Source organism: Klebsiella sp. V115_8 (genome assembly GCF_029967715.1).
GTDB classification, from domain to species: Bacteria; Pseudomonadota; Gammaproteobacteria; order Enterobacterales; family Enterobacteriaceae; genus Klebsiella; species Klebsiella quasipneumoniae.
The window spans coordinates 330,143-346,091 of the sequence record NZ_JASCAR010000002.1 but is presented as its reverse complement, the minus strand read 5'-3'; the positions used below and the strand labels follow the sequence as shown (position 1 = coordinate 346,091).

22 protein-coding genes and 1 pseudogene are annotated in these 15,949 nt (G+C 46.5%); 1 reads left to right on the top strand and 22 read right to left on the bottom strand.

The annotated features are described in order from the left end of the window. The 8 genes from QLG03_RS04085 to QLG03_RS04050 all read right to left on the bottom strand — a co-directional run bounded on the left by QLG03_RS04085 (position 1) and on the right by QLG03_RS04050 (position 6,195). The gene (locus tag QLG03_RS04085; protein ID WP_186977470.1) at positions 1 to 1,305 is read right to left on the bottom strand and encodes a terminase family protein; all 1,305 of its coding nucleotides are present in this window, start codon (positions 1,303 to 1,305) and stop codon (positions 1 to 3) included. Next, the gene (locus QLG03_RS04080; RefSeq protein ID WP_282473591.1) at positions 1,283 to 2,278 is read right to left on the bottom strand and encodes a terminase small subunit; all 996 of its coding nucleotides are present in this window, start codon (positions 2,276 to 2,278) and stop codon (positions 1,283 to 1,285) included. The genes QLG03_RS04085 and QLG03_RS04080 overlap by 23 nt, the downstream gene beginning before the upstream one ends. Before the next feature lie 558 nt (positions 2,279 to 2,836). Continuing rightward, entirely contained in the window at positions 2,837 to 3,082 is a 246-nt protein-coding gene (locus QLG03_RS04075) for a DUF2560 family protein (protein ID WP_004184480.1), read from the bottom strand. A 1,522-nt stretch (positions 3,083 to 4,604) separates the two neighbouring features. Continuing rightward, positions 4,605 to 4,793 carry a hypothetical protein gene (locus tag QLG03_RS04070; protein ID WP_072023041.1) on the bottom strand — a complete coding sequence of 63 codons (189 nt, stop codon included), beginning with the start codon at positions 4,791 to 4,793 and terminating at the stop codon, positions 4,605 to 4,607. Continuing rightward, positions 4,744 to 5,019 (bottom strand): hypothetical protein, encoded by a 276-nt coding sequence (locus QLG03_RS04065; RefSeq protein WP_259427699.1) that lies wholly within the window; start codon positions 5,017 to 5,019, stop codon positions 4,744 to 4,746. Before QLG03_RS04065 ends, QLG03_RS04070 begins: the two co-directional genes overlap by 50 nt. Next, positions 5,016 to 5,363, bottom strand: coding sequence for a hypothetical protein (locus tag QLG03_RS04060; protein ID WP_004206698.1), 348 nt, complete (start codon positions 5,361 to 5,363; stop codon positions 5,016 to 5,018). Before QLG03_RS04060 ends, QLG03_RS04065 begins: the two co-directional genes overlap by 4 nt. Further along, positions 5,360 to 5,899 carry a putative peptidoglycan-binding domain-containing protein gene (locus QLG03_RS04055; protein WP_060876946.1) on the bottom strand — a complete coding sequence of 180 codons (540 nt, stop codon included), beginning with the start codon at positions 5,897 to 5,899 and terminating at the stop codon, positions 5,360 to 5,362. Before QLG03_RS04055 ends, QLG03_RS04060 begins: the two co-directional genes overlap by 4 nt. Beyond that, the gene (locus tag QLG03_RS04050; protein ID WP_024176410.1) at positions 5,896 to 6,195 is read right to left on the bottom strand and encodes a phage holin family protein; all 300 of its coding nucleotides are present in this window, start codon (positions 6,193 to 6,195) and stop codon (positions 5,896 to 5,898) included. Before QLG03_RS04050 ends, QLG03_RS04055 begins: the two co-directional genes overlap by 4 nt. A gap of 153 nt (positions 6,196 to 6,348) precedes the next feature. Here QLG03_RS04050 and QLG03_RS04045 point away from each other — a divergent pair, with 153 nt between their 5' ends. After that, positions 6,349 to 6,570, top strand: coding sequence for a YnfU family zinc-binding protein (locus QLG03_RS04045; RefSeq protein WP_306293433.1), 222 nt, complete (start codon positions 6,349 to 6,351; stop codon positions 6,568 to 6,570). Between the two features lie 748 nt (positions 6,571 to 7,318). On the opposite strand, the gene QLG03_RS04040 is transcribed toward QLG03_RS04045, so the two are convergent. From QLG03_RS04040 to QLG03_RS03975, 14 genes and pseudogenes are all read right to left on the bottom strand, one after another. Then, positions 7,319 to 7,945, bottom strand: coding sequence for a YagU family protein (locus QLG03_RS04040; RefSeq protein ID WP_038421387.1), 627 nt, complete (start codon positions 7,943 to 7,945; stop codon positions 7,319 to 7,321). Positions 7,946 to 8,197: 252 nt separating this feature from the next. After that, entirely contained in the window at positions 8,198 to 9,013 is an 816-nt protein-coding gene (locus tag QLG03_RS04035; RefSeq protein ID WP_282473590.1) for an antitermination protein, read from the bottom strand. Further along, positions 9,010 to 9,306: a DUF1364 domain-containing protein gene (locus QLG03_RS04030; protein WP_264969171.1), complete on the bottom strand. Its 297-nt coding sequence runs from the start codon at positions 9,304 to 9,306 to the stop codon at positions 9,010 to 9,012. Before QLG03_RS04030 ends, QLG03_RS04035 begins: the two co-directional genes overlap by 4 nt. A 2-nt stretch (positions 9,307 to 9,308) precedes the next feature. Then, entirely contained in the window at positions 9,309 to 9,515 is a 207-nt protein-coding gene (locus tag QLG03_RS04025) for a hypothetical protein (RefSeq protein ID WP_282473589.1), read from the bottom strand. Beyond that, entirely contained in the window at positions 9,515 to 10,114 is a 600-nt protein-coding gene (locus QLG03_RS04020) for a DUF1367 family protein (protein WP_277458244.1), read from the bottom strand. Before QLG03_RS04020 ends, QLG03_RS04025 begins: the two co-directional genes overlap by 1 nt. A gap of 57 nt (positions 10,115 to 10,171) precedes the next feature. Continuing rightward, positions 10,172 to 10,363, bottom strand: a complete 192-nt coding sequence (locus QLG03_RS04015) for a hypothetical protein (RefSeq protein ID WP_019704502.1) — start codon at positions 10,361 to 10,363, stop codon at positions 10,172 to 10,174. Between the two features lie 108 nt (positions 10,364 to 10,471). After that, entirely contained in the window at positions 10,472 to 10,705 is a 234-nt protein-coding gene (locus QLG03_RS04010; RefSeq protein WP_122490329.1) for a DinI-like family protein, read from the bottom strand. A gap of 335 nt (positions 10,706 to 11,040) precedes the next feature. Continuing rightward, the gene (locus QLG03_RS04005; RefSeq protein ID WP_004179624.1) at positions 11,041 to 11,484 is read right to left on the bottom strand and encodes a GNAT family N-acetyltransferase; all 444 of its coding nucleotides are present in this window, start codon (positions 11,482 to 11,484) and stop codon (positions 11,041 to 11,043) included. A gap of 628 nt (positions 11,485 to 12,112) precedes the next feature. Continuing rightward, a complete protein-coding gene (locus QLG03_RS04000; protein ID WP_135734236.1) occupies positions 12,113 to 12,373 on the bottom strand; it encodes a hypothetical protein in 261 nt (86 codons plus the stop codon). A gap of 17 nt (positions 12,374 to 12,390) precedes the next feature. Next, positions 12,391 to 12,630 (bottom strand): annotated as a pseudogene (locus QLG03_RS03995) (DNA polymerase III subunit theta). Between the two features lie 77 nt (positions 12,631 to 12,707). Beyond that, entirely contained in the window at positions 12,708 to 12,965 is a 258-nt protein-coding gene (locus tag QLG03_RS03990) for a hypothetical protein (RefSeq protein ID WP_135734235.1), read from the bottom strand. 652 nt (positions 12,966 to 13,617) lie between these two features. Beyond that, positions 13,618 to 14,526 carry a hypothetical protein gene (locus QLG03_RS03985; RefSeq protein ID WP_102001230.1) on the bottom strand — a complete coding sequence of 303 codons (909 nt, stop codon included), beginning with the start codon at positions 14,524 to 14,526 and terminating at the stop codon, positions 13,618 to 13,620. A gap of 22 nt (positions 14,527 to 14,548) precedes the next feature. Then, the gene (locus QLG03_RS03980; RefSeq protein WP_135734234.1) at positions 14,549 to 15,154 is read right to left on the bottom strand and encodes a hypothetical protein; all 606 of its coding nucleotides are present in this window, start codon (positions 15,152 to 15,154) and stop codon (positions 14,549 to 14,551) included. A 9-nt stretch (positions 15,155 to 15,163) separates the two neighbouring features. Next, positions 15,164 to 15,919: a TIGR04255 family protein gene (locus tag QLG03_RS03975; RefSeq protein ID WP_102001232.1), complete on the bottom strand. Its 756-nt coding sequence runs from the start codon at positions 15,917 to 15,919 to the stop codon at positions 15,164 to 15,166. Positions 15,920 to 15,949 lie beyond the last annotated feature (30 nt).

Here is a 15,949-nt window from a genome sequence, read left to right as displayed (position 1 = left end):
TTACATCCGCAGTTGGGTGACTTTTCCAGTCGGTTTGATGATCGGGAATTGCTTCACAATGAAATACCCACCGGCATCGTTGGGGTGATCGTTATCCGCCGTTTTATCCGGCTCACCGTTTTCGCCCCAAACCTGTTGCTCAAGCGATTCGGTGTACACCGGGCATCGCTTTACATTCACTTTGTAGCGACGTTCACCGTTACCATTGCAGAACATGGCATTCATCGCGTTGATGCGGTCTTTCACTGGCGGGTTTGATGCATTAACAACCACATTGAAGCCAGCCTGCTTAAGCTGAGCGATATCCGTGGCGCTGGCATTGCTGGATTTGCGGGAATCGCCGGAAGCGTCCGGATAAATATAGATTTCCCGCACCTTGCGATAATCGTTGCCGTCGTACAGCCAGAACCGTTCTTTGATGATGCGGATCATGTCAGGGGTGTCGTAAGCCTTCACGATTTCATTAACCGCAAATGGAAGCCCCAGACGTAATACATGAACAATCCCAGCCATCTTCCCGACGTTGAAATCCATACCGATATACAGGGGCTCACCGGGTTGCTCTTCTTCCCGGCAGTTATTCTGCTTACGGTCAAACTGATGGTAAATCGTCCCGCTGGTAAGGTTGGTGAACTGGCCACGGAGATAAGCCTTGATCAGCTCCGGCGGGTATGACTCCATCAGCGACGGGATATAGTCCGGCGGCAGATTCTTTTCATTGTCGAACGTCGAGGCCTGCACCAGGCCGTACAGCGTTGAGAGCGAAGGCTTATCGCGTACAGCCTTTGCGAATTGCTGATAAACGAATTTAAACCCTTCCGGCGTCGTGGTGACGTCGATCCCGTTACGAAGACCGGCCACGTTGTAACGCATACGAGCAATGATTTTTCGCCAGGCTAACTGCGCCTTTTTGGCGGGCATTACGTCCAGCTCATCAATCAGCGCATTACCGATTTTAAAACCAACGATGGTTTGCGGTTTTTCCATTGAGCGGCAGATCGTCGTTCCGCGATACTGGCGCCCGGCGTAGAAGTGAACCTCTTTGTTTCCCTCGTTGATTTTGACATTCAGCCCCCAGTCGTGGGCCACCTCCTCAACAGTGGGATAAAAGATGTCACGGATCTGCGGATACGTTGGCGCAAAGTAACCCTGGTTGATTTTAGGGTGTTCCCACATCCCTTTGCAGATACCACCGCAGCCGACCCATGTCTTGCCAGAACCGAAGCCGGCGACGTAGGCCTTAAACTTGTACTGCATCGCAAGAAATTTGGCCTGAGGGATGTTAAGCGTCGGTGCTATCGCCATCCTCTTCCCTCACTCGTGCATCGACTACGTTGATATTGATTGCAACTGGTGTTAGTTCGTCATCCTCCGGATCAGCAGCCAGCTCTTTGCGTAATTTTTCGACCTCCAGCTGCCGGCGCTCAATTTCAATCAGCTGCAGACGCTGGGCGAACTCGCTATCAGCCAGGCCGAGCCGTTTCATCACCGCCTCGTACATTCGCTCACGGCTAATAGCGGTAATCTCCACGCCATTCTTCCCAAGCTTCACACCGGAATAGGCAAGCGCAGCATCAGGCGCCAGCTTGCGCGTATCAGCGAAGAAAGGCTGGCCGACGCCATCTCCATTACAGCGAGGGCATTCGGGGTTAGGTGCGCTGGTGTGGTCGTAACCGTAGCCACCAACATCGACGGGCTCGCGACGTTTTCGCTCAAGCGCTTCGAGCCGCTTCTCTTCGTACTCAACAGCATCGCGCCATTGATACTGGTGACCGAAGCCCCAGCAGTAACGGCAGCTCCCGCGGCGATATTGTGAAAGCTGGTTGGCATCGAAGGTGGCCAGGCGCCACATCTGCTCAAGCACTTCATCAGCGCTGCCGAGCGTGCGCACAATGGATGCTTTCTGCTGCTGCGCAATAGCCTGCGCAACTGAAGTTTTCTGAAGCAGCTGATAGCCAATTTGTTCAGCAGTCTTCTTGCTATACCCGGCTCGAATGGCGGCCTGCGTGGCGTTGTTGTCCTTCAGGTATTCCGCGACAAATAAACGTTGTTGATCGGTGAGGCCATCATCATCCACCAGCTCTTCTGCGCACTTTTCCTTTTGCGCAGTGCGCAATTTCTTCTGCGCAGGTTTTTGCGCAGTGGGTTTCTTGATGTATCGGCGGGCAGTAGCGTAATTCAGTCCCTGCGCTTCACACCAATCCTTCGGTGATACGCCGGTTGCGGCATGATCGGACAGGAACCGTTGCTGAAGCTCGCCCCAGTCCGGTTTTGCCATGGATTATTCCTATTTAACGTGAGGGAGAAAAAGGAATTACTGATTCTCCATAAAATATTCACTTTTATGTTTTGGAATTAAGGCTCTTTAGTTCAGGAGTTATTATGAAAAGAATTATGCTTGCTGTTTTTGTGATCTGTGGTGCGCTGTCACTTTCAGGATGTATCCTTCCCCCTGGTCCCCATGGAGGCGGACATGGTGGAGATCACTTCCATGGTCCTGAGCATCGTTAATCGCCTGAGGGCTTTCATTTTACAAATGATGAAAAAGGCCGCAAAAATATGCGGCCTTTAGTTACTACCAGCTAGCGTATAAAGAATCTCTCAGGAGCCACCCGGGAGAGGTTCATCTATACGGCTAACTGACCTCTGCCGTTCTGGTGTTGGCAGGCAGAGACGTTATGAGAGTAGTAAGTATTTCAAAATTCACCGGGATAAACAGACAATGATGTCAGTTACCCCGTGTAACTGGTAATTGGTGATTGATTGAACTGTCAGCTCAGACGATTTGTCTGATGGTCATTATCACAGGCACTCTATGAACGCCTGCTGTAATGCCTTAGCTGACCTGCTCAGCGGCAGTATCAAACAGCGCCAGCGCTTCGGTCGCTTCCTGGATTGCCTTACGGGTCTTCGAGACAATCTCACTTTCCGTGAAAACACGATCGAAAGAGTCAGCGAATAGCTCAGACTTCAGATAGCTGTCGCCTACCCAGTCAATGGCTAACTTCGCCGCTGCAGTGTCGTAATTCACTTTCTTGATAATATCCAGGCGGATTTGCTCAGATGCGGTGATCTCTGACATGTCTTACCTCTTTGATAAATAATACATACAGAAAGGCCCTGTATTAACAGGGCCTTTTATCGTCAAACTTTAGGGAACCAACGCTACAAGCCAGGTAAAGCAATGACACCCTGACTTTATACTAAAAAGTGACTCATATTAGAGCTTATGGTGATCATCCATAAAACCAGCCTGCGACACCAAGGAACATAGCTGACAGAAAACAACAAATTGCAGTTTTATGCATCAATACACCGTAAAAGGCGCAAGATATCACGACAAGAAGTACAATAAGGACAGGCCACATACTAAACAAAAGAATAGCATATGACTCTGAATTATTATAAATATTATTTTGCACTAGCATCATAATCCTTCTACGGTGTTTGAAAGCATTGCAATGATGCTAATTTTAAATTCCAACAGCGAATTTATAATAAATAGAAACCACCAAACCAACGAAAAATCACTTTAACCAAACAAAAATCATTATCAAGAAGATTCAACTACAACCCAAATATTCAACCCGTGTATATAACGCTGCACCGGAACACAAACAAATACACCTTCATTTAAACTTACTGACTTTATTATACTACCCGCAGGAGGAAAAACATCCCCACTCCCAGGCAACTTGTTAATTTGTTCAGTACCATATCGATAATACTCTGGAAGTTGTGGAAGTTTGCACTCAGTCATAATTAGCAGCTCATTTTATAAGAACTCAATGTAGCATACATGATGAACTAAAAAACCCACATTGCAAACAATATATTTCGTTAAAGTGAAAAACATTGCTTCGCGAGGAGAATTTTTTGTTCACAGCTTCTCTTACCCTCTAAATTCCCTAAGGTTTTACCTAATATCTTAATTTTGAAATGGTAGAAATATTATGAAAGTTAGAGACGTACAATCCATGAAGCATACACTCGCTACGCTTGTTATATCCGAAATGTTATCTAAACTAACTTATGACTTTGCTCTGCCATGACAAAGTCCACTGTTCTACCCGTGAGCTCAGGGATGAGCCACTTCCTATAGTGTCAGACCATCCATTTTTTCTCAAAACCAGTAGAAAAACACCTCGAAATCTGACTAAACTCCGACATTGGCTGCCCCTGCAGCGCCCCGTCAATTTGTCGGATTTACTCCACGGGTTTTTTTATCACCTGAAGCTGCTGGGCAAAGGCTCCAAGAATCCAGCCCACCAGCGGTACACATTCCCGGCATCCAGAAGCAGGATACCTGAGAGATGTTATATCCTTCGAACATATGAGGAATGTATCGTAAGTAGTTCTATTCAAAGGTGAGTTCATCAAGCCTTAATGGTTTTCTTATAAAAGCCTTTTGGCATTCGATTATGAGTATCTGCCCCTCGCACAATGAGCAAAACACAGGAGAGGATTTACCGGAATCACCATTTCCACAGGTGAGCTCCTAACCCCATAAATAGTGCGCCCAACCGTGTTATCTCTGATAAATTACATAAAAGACCTTGCGTTTACTTACCCGTGGACCTCAAGGATGAGGCCATTTATTTAACTCAATGAGCAGGGGTAATGCTACGGCAGTTGGCTTGCACTGCTTTGTTGTGCGCCAGAATGTCGCGCTTGGTCTGCATATCCAGCACGTCGATATCGTGGTCGGTCAAGTAGATGACCCTCACCCAGTTGCACGCCGTATCAACGACTACCGGGGCGGGTGAAGTGCTCGCGCAGCTCCCGATCAACATTGTTATCAGGCATATAGCTAACAGTCTGCTGTACATCAATGGCCCCTTTCACAACTTCCGCCTTACGTTCTGCCGAGGCGACGGTGGCGGCGGCATTCTCTTCGGTACGCTGCAGATCGGCTTTGGCTTCTGCCTTACTGGTACCGCGAGCATGACCAATACCGAACGCGCCAGCTATAGCGCCCAGGATGACGACCACCAGCCCAGCAATAATTTCGAAGCTCACTGCTGCGGCTCCTTCAGTTCTTCGGCCTTAGCTTTCAATGCTGGCTGGCGTACGTATTGCGAAAGCACCGCCAGCACCACCAGCGCAGGGCTAATCAACGCAACAATGTTTGGAGGCAGAATGTTTTTGATATCCGGCGGCAGCATCGCCCAGGCGTGCAGCGCAGCATCCGGGAACGACTGCGCCCACATGCCAACCAGCGCACCGATAGCCCCCAGCTTTACAGACCACGTTTTCAGCAGCAGGCTGGCATGGGCAACGAACTCCAGCCGGGTATATTTGCGCAGCAGTAACAGAACGAGCACAGCCACCACCACGAGCAAAGCGAAGATGATCATATTCATAGCACGCGCTCCTTAACCCAGCCGTAGAGGAAATCCTCGTTGGCTTCGCGGCCCTCCGCCAGTTCGAGGTATCTGGCGCCCTGGCTGCAGTTCAGCGCACGTAACAGAACCTGTTCCCCCTCTTTCCCGCGGGCTGAAAGATATCCCTTAAGCGCAGTGATGGTTCGGGGGCCAATTGCGCCATCCGGGATCAGATCGGGATACAACTTCCCACGCATGTTAAGGGCAGTGAGCCAGCGCTGGAAAAACTTACTTGCAACCGATGGCCCCATGTTCACGCCAGTGTCGCAAAGCTCATCTGCCAGTAACGTAGATAAACTTGCCACCTGATCGAATCGGGGGCCGGTCCAGTAATCGCTGAGCAGAATTTGCTTTGCTGTTTCCCTGGGCAGGTTTCTCATATCACCGGTGTAACCATGTGCTCGAGCTGTGGTCTGCGTGATGCCCCAGCGGGTCGGCCCGCCTTTATCCGACGGATGATCGACATAACCACCCTCTTTGCCGAGGATCCCCTCGATAGTCTTGTCTGCTGTCATTGTGCTTTCACTCCGGTGATTCGTTCCCAGAAATACGTGAGCGCTACGGAACCCATAGCACCACTGATACCGGCAGTGGCCAATATCATGTAAATACTCAGGCCACCTTCAATGCTGATGAGCCCACCAATAACCCCGGTAAAAGCCGAAACCACAATCTGCGCAAAAGCATTTATCCAGCTCCATTTTGCTTTGCCCTGCTTTACATCCATCAGGAATCGGACAAGGCCGCCCCAACCAGCAATGATCAGCAGAGCCAGCCAGGTGATTCCGGCCATGCTCTCTTTGTCTTGCATATGCTTTGCCATAGGTTCACCTCCGGGTTAACGGGGTGCTGTGAGTTTGATAAGGATCAGGACCGGCGGGAGGAATACTCATCAATGGTGATTCCGGGTACCTGAAAGAAAAAAACCACCTGTGCGAGGTGGTTGGGAAATTCAATACGAGCTATGTATCAGTGGATAGTGTATGGTTGCGGACCATTCATCAGGAAATGTCATATGCAACAACGCAAAAACTCAAAAAACAATCGCAACTACCTCATCAAATGTACCTGCCCTAACTGCATCAACCAATCAGAACATAGTTACACCCGAGTCCAAAAAGGTTCTGCGCTGATGTGCCCCCACTGCAGTAAGATTTTCACTCAAGACAAACTCCCTCTAGCTTAGGCTTTACGTAATCATAGTATCGGTAAAGCATCCACTGTTGTGCCCGTCTTGATTAGAAAAGTGAGTCCGTTAGCTAAATTCCGCCAAGACTGGTATAGGCCTACAGACTGAACTTTTGACGTGCAGGGCCCCAGAAGACAGCAGGCCTACCGTAATGGAAGGCCATAAGGGGTTATGCTGCATGTGGGGTGCCAGATAACGACAGGTAATTCTTCGGTCAGTCATCATGGCTCGCGCTGAGGATTCACATCTTAGTGTTTACCCCTTCGCCAGCCAGATGAAGGTATAGCTTTTTTTGATTTTTTCTTTTAGCTGTTACGAGGAAAAAAAGAAGCCCGCTGAGAGAGGCGGGCTGAAGTTGGCATTTCAAGGAGCAACGGTAAGAGCGCGCCTGATTGTCCGAGCTACCGATTTACCAGGATGCATTTGTTTTTACCGTTACGTTCTTTAAACATAGAAGGGTAACTGTAAACAGTAAACCCAACATGAATCTTAAATATGTTTAGTGGCAGTGTGGTGCCGGGTGCCTCCCGGTGAGCATGCCCCAGTCGGCATGGCCCGCGCTGCATTTACAGGTTTCTGTAACTGACTGGCCGCCCCTCCGCATAGGGGGATTCACCACATCAATACGTTATGTTGCAAACGTAGCTAGCGTCAATACACTCTGCATACATTGCTATCGAAGAGCGACTAATCACAGGCATAAAAAACCCGCAGTTTATGCGGGTTTATGACTTCGCAGCTTAGATTATCTGAATGCTGAATTCAGAGAAACTTCAGCATCCGGTTCGTGCGTAATTCTGTTTCTCAGATCCCGGCGAATTATCTCAATGGACCAGAACCACACCAGGTGTCCAAATATTTCAGAAACGTTTTCATACCATGGTAGTTCGAACAACGGTGGGGTTAGGCCCATAAGCGGAAACGAAATCATATGGACAAACAGTTGTGCGAGTGCACCAGCAAGCAAACCCTGCCACAGCTTAATTTTTGGAAACACCTCGGCAACTACACAATACCCAACCGCGAACACGATGGAGAATATGATATGTGTTACGCCTACCCAGTTAAACACATGTCCGGCGAAGGTATAGACAGCCGCATTTGGATCGGCCAGCCCTAACCAATCACGCAGAAAAATATAAGGAGGGTTAAGGAAGTTTCTGGAGCAATCAATCTGCCCGGCAGCTCGAATTAATGACTCTGGTCCACAGGCACTGGTAAACATATCGACAGGACTACGCGGTGGTAATGGTACTTCAGCACCCCATTTAACAAATGCTGAAACCACCCCAGAAATAAGCCCGATAAACAATGCAACACCATAATGCCGTCTGCGAGGTTCGGTTCGCACAAAAATATCTTTTAACGCCATAAAGCCATCACTTATAAAGAATATTTACAGTTCCTTAATATTCCTTAAGTTTGGCGCATGACATTTTGATTCAGATCACACTTTATAGCCGATTTCAGGCATTTGTTTTCAAAAACATAAAACCCTGCAGGAGCAGGGTTTATATGAATGTTTTCGTTCAGGCGTTTTATTCCACGATTTAAAATATACACGACAACTTCGGACAAAATCAAGCATTGTGCGCTTAAAATGCAAAATAATGCGACAATTTACTCAATCAGCTGTTGCTCGTTGAAACTCTTCATCTGCCCTCTTCTCTTCCCTCCAGCATAGGTCCACCAGCGCATCGCAGAAAGGTTTCCAGTTGCGCGTCCATGTTCTGATGTGCAGGTCTGGGATAAGCGTCAGAATCGCTTTATAAGCAGCAGTAGACGGCATCGCTGAAAAGCCATTCCCCGAACAGCGTTCACAGATTTCATATACCGGTGCTCCCTGCTCTTTTGTCGCTTTGCGGTCCAGAACCCGGCCAGAACCACCACAGCGGCAGCGAGCATTTATTTTCCCCTTACCGTCACAGGCTTCACATTTAGCGCTTATGCTGGCTGTTACTTCAGTCCACTTATCCCAGTCGGAAGGACGGACAGCACGGGATTTTTTAGCCCAATATGGTGCTTTGCCCCACGGATTAGAAACTTTGCGTTCCGTGGTAGTGGTTTCAATCTTTCCGGTGCCATTGCATACCCTGCAGACTCCCGTTGTTTCCGCGGACCGGGAATAATCCGCAAAAGCAAACTGCGCCAAAATCAGGCAGCAGTGCCCCAGCTCTTTACCCGCGGTTTTGCGTACGTTCTTCGGTGCGTTTTCAATCGCATGCCGCGCTAGCGCCTGGACGGCCAACTGCTCATCTGTCTTGCTGATGCCAGTCTTTCCAAAGAACGCTGCCAGTCCGAACCTTGCCCTGCTGCTTGTCACCCCAATACCAGCCATAACATCCGTACCGTTGAGACGATCAGGTGATGTGCTTCTCACATCGTCGCTGATGTGCATACCCTGAGGGCTGAAATGTTTTAAGGATGCTTCGAGTTTCATGCTTTCAGTAACCCCTCTTGTTTCCATATAGCCAAAGTTCTGAGCACGCCTTCGGCATGCATCAGACGCAGTTCGTCGCGGGTGTAATCGGTGGTTTTCGTTCTGCCATCAATGAGATCGTGGCAAGCACTGCAGGATATAGCGCCCTGTGTATCGTCCGGCTTGCATCCAGTTCCGCAGGTACCCGCCAGGCGGTAATGCGCCAGTACGCTGGTTTCAGGATTGCCATTGCAATACCCGGGGATCCGTACTGTGCATTCTCGGCCTCGGGCCGCTTTGCGAAGATTCGCCATACTCACCCCCACATCCTGTTGCGCCAGCGGGAGTCTGGCCGCGGCGGTTTTTTGTCCTCCACCAGCTGCGCGCTGACGGTCCATGTCATAAAGTCAGGGTTTAAGCTTCGTTCGACCTTTACGCCCTGCTGACGATATCTCGCTACCAATTCTTCGGCCTGCTGCGTTGTGCATTTGAGATGGTGAAACCATGAGTGTTTCATCGGCATCACCCCGCGAAGCTTAAAAGCTGGTTGGCGGCGTTCTCAGCTTCCTGCAGGCTGTTGAATGAACGAGAGAGGATCCACCGCCAGAGAACATCCAGCGATGCTTTGTACAGTTCCTGGAACTCGCATTCGTCCATGCTTGCGAAAGAAATGCTGCGAGGGTGTTTTTTCAGCGTGCCGTCCGGCAGCTGTATGGCGTCATAGTGGCCGGCTTCAACGATGACCCACGCCCGGTAAGCATCGAAGGATTTGCAAATACTGATATAGCCGGATCGCTTCTCAGCTATCCGGTCGAGATATTGCCCGGCGGCATCAAGCAACGCCGATTCACTCCCGCCATATGCAGCAAGGTATTTGGCGTAACCTGTGATAAGCCTGCGCTCGTTAGACGAAATCGCCCCGCCGGTAGGTTCCCAATATTCAAAGCCGAGATTGAGTAAAGCAAAGTAACGGCGGTGAAACGCCGGATTGCGGACAAGCTTAAAGTCGGCCTCCAGAACGGAGCCGAGCTTGCATTTTGATTGCAAGAAATCACTGGTCTCCTGCGTGGCAGGGATCAGTATTCCTTGGGTCTGTTTTATCAGGTGTAATTGTTGCGCCATGGGTTTCACTCCGTGGCGCTGAGATGCTCCGTTGCCGTTGTTCAGGCGGCAGGTAAATTATTGCAGCTTACTCTCGGTTTCGTCAATGCAGCCAGCTTCTTTAGCTAGCTCTTTAAACTCTTCAATCGTTAGCAAAAACTGACTTTTTCTTACCTTTTCGAGTCCGGTTATTTTCCCTCCATCACTCGAAATTAAAAACTTCCCGCCCTGCCTGATAATGTCCACCACTTCGGCGATATCGAGCTCCACTTCATCCCCCTGAGCGACATACAGACGCAAAAAATATAGTCCGGCGACAGCATCAAAGGGACACGCTTATTGCGATGCTTTGGGAAATGCCAGCCACCAAAAGGTGAATCAGTAAAACCAGTCGTCCGCGCTTTCCCACGTCTCTTGCAGGATTTGCTCTACGCGTTTCTTATCGCCATCAGCGCCGCCCAAAACGCTAAGGCCATCGTTGCTTGTGCGTCGAATGGTTAATTTGCAGTCATCATAAGACTGGGACAAACGGCGCAGCAATTCTTGCTCAAGAGCAAGTATGGCGCCATCAGGGAGTTTTTTATGTTTATCAATTGTGACTTCAACTTTCATGGTTAGCACCCCACACAGATACTGTATAAATAAACAGTATACCGGTTGCGTGAAATGTTCAACCCCTCTGCAGCACTTTTTGCCAACACCATGCTTATGTTTAGATTGAGGTTTTTCCACAATAAAAAACCCGCCGAAGCGGGTTTTCTCATGCTGCCATACCATTTCTCTCTGTCAACTTTGGCAAAATTGAAAGTAGAAGGCTCTCCAATTGTGTAGTCTGCCAGTTTAGATGAGACGACTACCACTGGGTAAGTTGCATTGACGCCATACTCAAGTAGTGAGCTAACCCGCCAGGCATTAACTAACCACTTTATTATGGCTACATCGAACATTTATTTCAGAAACTTGTTATACACGAAGAACTCAGTATCTCGCACAAATCCATTACGCTCATACAACGCCTGTGCACGGATGTTATCTGTAGCGGTACTAAGCATAATAAATGCCGAATCGCTCTCCTTCGCCAGTTGCTCAGCACGTGAGATTAGTTTGTGTGCCACACCATGCTTACGAGCTGACTCATCAACGAAAAGGTCATAAAGCAACCAAATACGTTTCATCTCAAGAGAGCAAAATAAAGGATAGAGCTGCGTAAAGCCTACCGCTTTCCCATCAACCTCGGCGTAAAAGATCACGGACTCATTAAGCTGAAGGCGCTTGAGAATAAAATCTCTGGCCTGCGAGGCATTTTCTTCGACCTCGTAGAAACGACGGTACCCGAGATACAGGGGAAGGATAGTATCCACATCATGTGGTTGAGCCTGGTAAATCTTCATACAAAAACCTCATAACTAATGAGCGTATAATTGTATTACAAATAATTTTTCCGATTTGTCCTTTTGTGGGCTTAAGTTCACTTTTCGCCCCCCCATTCTCCTGTTGGATTAATTTTTCGCCATAAAAGATAAAACCCGCCGAAGCGGGCTTTATCATGCTGCAATGTCTTTTTTCAGGCACATCTCCGGCAAATTAGCCCTCACCAGCGCCTCAGCGAATGGCGGAGGCACCGCATGGCCACAGCGCGCCTCTTGCATGTCCTTTGCATCTTTCACGTCACGGTTTGAGTATCAGTATGAAGCTATCGCGATAGCTAGATATGGCTGCAGGTGCTTACCTATAGCCGAGAAGCTACCGTTATGGGGTTTGATGCTTTCCTGCGGGAAGTTCACGCTTCACCTCCGGAGAGGTCAAACGCTGAATACAGAAAGTCGCCGGAGCCTTTTGCCATCGGTGATAGGAATTGCTGTAAGGCTTTTGCGCGATGTGTCCCCACTTGACGCCGGTCATTAGTGTCAGTTACTCAGGCTGACGAGGTAATCAACGCCCGTCCCGGGGATAAATGCAAAATAAGCATAGGCGAGAAAACCCCGCACCAGGCGGGTTATATACGATCGATGATTATAATTACATTGGTTTAAGATTTGATGCCTTTATTAAACGTTCTATCTCAAAACCTTCTATGCTTTTACAGCTTGCAAAAGCATAGTATTTTCCATCAATTCTCATTGAATCCATTATGTATCGAGGAGCACTGCGAACTTCTGTATGCGGTGAACGAGAACTTACAATGGTGGGAGTATAATCTACAATAACACCATCACGTTGGAACTCTCGCTCTTCTATTTCACCGTCACGATTGCCGCCGATAAGCAAGACCTGAACCATTTTTTCTCCTTGTTTAATCACTTCTTAGAGTTCTGCTCAGCCATATTAATGTAGCGCGGGTCTGCGGCTTTAGGTAGTTCAACGTTTTCCCTTTAGTAGCGTACGCGCTCCACAAAATAATCCCGGAGATGTCCGACCTGCTCACGCATCACAACCTCGGCGAACACCGGCATGCTCAGCCGAGCTTTGCAGGCAATGTCTGCTGCCGCAAGGGCGACGTTAACCTTACCCGGCTCATCTTTCAGTTTGACTGCAATGCTTCACTCGACATTAAAACCTCTATTGGTTGAGGGAGTTATATGACTAAATCAATCTACCGAAGGAGTACAGATCCCTATGGGTGGGTGGAGAAAACGTAATTTGATTTATCTTTTTCAATGAAATACACATCTAAGATGTCTCCATTTTTTTGTTCAAGTGTTAATACTTGCCCTTGCGAATAGTAGTTTGAAAGTCGACCGGCAGAGCTTATGATGGGGATTATGACATCTCTTACAACCACCAAGTCCCCTTTTGTCTTCCTATCAGATACTTCAATGAAGGCAAAGAAGTAGTCTGTATTGGATCCGTGAACCTTCACTTGAACTTTCATAAAAAATCCCCTTAAAGTAAATTTAATTTTGCCATAAAGGCTCAGTGCTAGGTCTATTCAAAAGTTGATACTAAGCTGCCTCTTTTTTGTAGCATATCTCCGACAAGTTAGCTCTCACCAGCACCTCAGCAAAAGGTGGCGGAACGGCATTACCACAACGCGCAACCTGCTTATCCTTCGCATACTTCACACCTCGGTAATCCTGGTCGATGATGTACCAGTCTGGAAATCCTAATGATTAATTCTGTTACGAAAAAACCCGCCGAAGCGGGTTTTAATTTTCTTACGCTGCTTTCTTGGAAGAGCAGTTGCAAAGTGGAATAGGAAAAGGTCTCCCCTTCTTCGCGCGACGCACCACCCCATCTACACCACATACAGTGTAGCGAAAAATGATCTCGCAAGAACTTCCACATTTGCGACAGGTTCCCATAGCCATGGCTTCTGTTTCCCTGCATACCTGTAAACCCATACAGATTGCACTTTGTTCGGAGAACCACTACACTTCACCTGTCAAAGAAGAGTGTTGAGGTTGGATTACCTCCATACTCACCGGAATGTGTTAGCGCACTTTCCGCCCTCGAGAGCCCTGTTAGCGCAGGGCTTTCAATTCAACATTTAATAACTTTAAATCAAGCTGTTGACTTACAACTTTTTACTCCGGCTGGACAAAGGAAAATTGTAAGTTTGCAGGCAACACCATCGTCTCTTCGCTATTACCTGATTTATATGTCATGAATTCAAGCTGATAACGCTTAAACAAACGTTCTTCTTTACGAGTAAATTGATCCTCTTGCAAATCAATCACACTCTTAACTTCGACATTTTCTATACTTTGCAAAATCAAGCGTAATTGTTCCTTAAGTGCATCTAGTTTTGTTTGCATTGCCTTATTAAACATTCTATGTTCAGAACCATTTTCTAAAGATGGCGTAACAATAATTGCTGATACAGTATAGCGTTCAGATTTAGCTATTTGCGCAAATGGTGATATATGAAAAAACACACCAGCACATTTCTCGACAAGCGTTTGATCTGAGTAGAATTTTTCTAGCAGTTTTTTCTTACTCTTCAGTCTTTCGTTCCATTCGTCCGGAAAAACTGGTTGTCTAATTCTTTCTGTCAACCAATTTAACATAGTTTCAAGGCCAAAAACCGGCCATTTGACATCAGCAATGATTGACGATTGAAGAAAAACATCTCTCTTCATATGAATTATCGCCAAGGCGTTTGTTTCAAAATAGAACAACTCATCTTCAACCATTAGAGGAAAATGGTACTTCCGCGGATTTTTGCAATACTTAAAATTACCATCGCCATCTTTATTGCTACATTTCCAACATACCACTAAATTAACCCAAGGTTCATGGGAGAAATTATCTGAAATCAATGCGCAATCGTATAAAACAGGAACAAAATAGACCTTACTGACATCATCAACAGACATCAGAAACTCTTTGAGTTCTAAGGGAATATAATCAAGCAATCTCATATTATGGGATAAGCAAACAAAGGCCCCTCTTTCCCAACCAGCTTTTATAAGTTCTTCTCTACTTTGTTCCATTGAAAACTCACTTAACTAAACATTAAGAAAGAAGTTGTCTTTTATAAAACCCGTCTATTTCAGTATAATATTTTTCATAAGCAGAAACCATTGACTCAATAGACAGAGGTTGCCTCGTAAACGCTTGAGTGAATTCATCTTTTCTCCCTTTTCCAAAAGTCATTTTAGAGATAAAAGGAGCATGTCCGTTATCAATCTCCTCACTAAAATGCTTTAGAACTTCTAAGTTTATCATGACTTTTGCATGAGGAGTTGAATCAGGTTTTTCTTCCCAGTTATATAATGTTTTCCTTTCAACATTTAATATGCTTGCCCATTGAGCTTTTTTAAAGCCAAACTCATGTTGTAATTTAGAGCTTAAAATAAGAATTGGTGACTTAACGCCTTTAAGGTCCTTTTCTGAGTATACAATGTTGTTTGACCTAACTCGTTCGTTAAGCTTACTCCCAATATTAAATTGATCAAATGTTGATGTCGCTTCACTATTAAATGAAAAGCTAGCAATGGCCAAGAGCATAATGACTTTCATGAAGCCTATGCCACTCCATCCCGTTTTCTCATCCACCTCCGAAAAAGAAAAGTAGGATTTATCGGTTTGTCCAAATTCATTATAATCAACAAATTCCATAGTGGCTCCTTATGTATTCACAATTCCATTGTAAAATTTATTAGCACAATCTTTCAAGGATGACAATATGCTAATCACTCTATCCTTATCAAACTTCACTAACGATTTATCAGGTTTATGTGAATCAAGATCAAGATGAGCCCAAGGCCCCTCACATACATCGCTTTTACTATTGAGTGTAACAGCAAACTGCTCCAAGTCTGGTGGCAGCAAAGGACCATTAACAGTTACACCACTATTAAGATTCATCCAGCCTGCGTCAGTTTGATATTTTGCAGATAAATTTGAACCAGCTCCTTTATATGATTCTAACATTGGCTGCAAGAACTCATATCTCTTAAATGCGACAGGAAATGCTCGTTCACCGGTATTGGAGAACTTATTTAAAAAGCGCATACCAATAAAACCGGTATAATATATTGGAAAAATGGGTGTAAGTCTTTCCAGTATGACTGACAACCTAGGCCCAAAACTCTCAAAGTTCACATATGAATTAGTATACAAGTAGACATCACTAGTAGTAACTCTAACACCCCAATTCCGTTCAGCAGAGATCAAAGTGATGCTAGGTATTTCAACTTTGTTTACTTTTTGCCCTTCAGGTCCAAATTGTACCTCAAAGGTAGTAGTGTCCCCCCTTTGGTCTAAGAATGGATAAGCCTCTCTAAGCTGCTCCTGGATAGCATCTCTAACTTGCGCAAATTTTGTATTTGTAACGCTACCAAACTGCACTCTAGCCAAAACGAATACAAGATCGTTACTCATTTTTCTTCCCTCGGGTTTCTCTTGCATTCA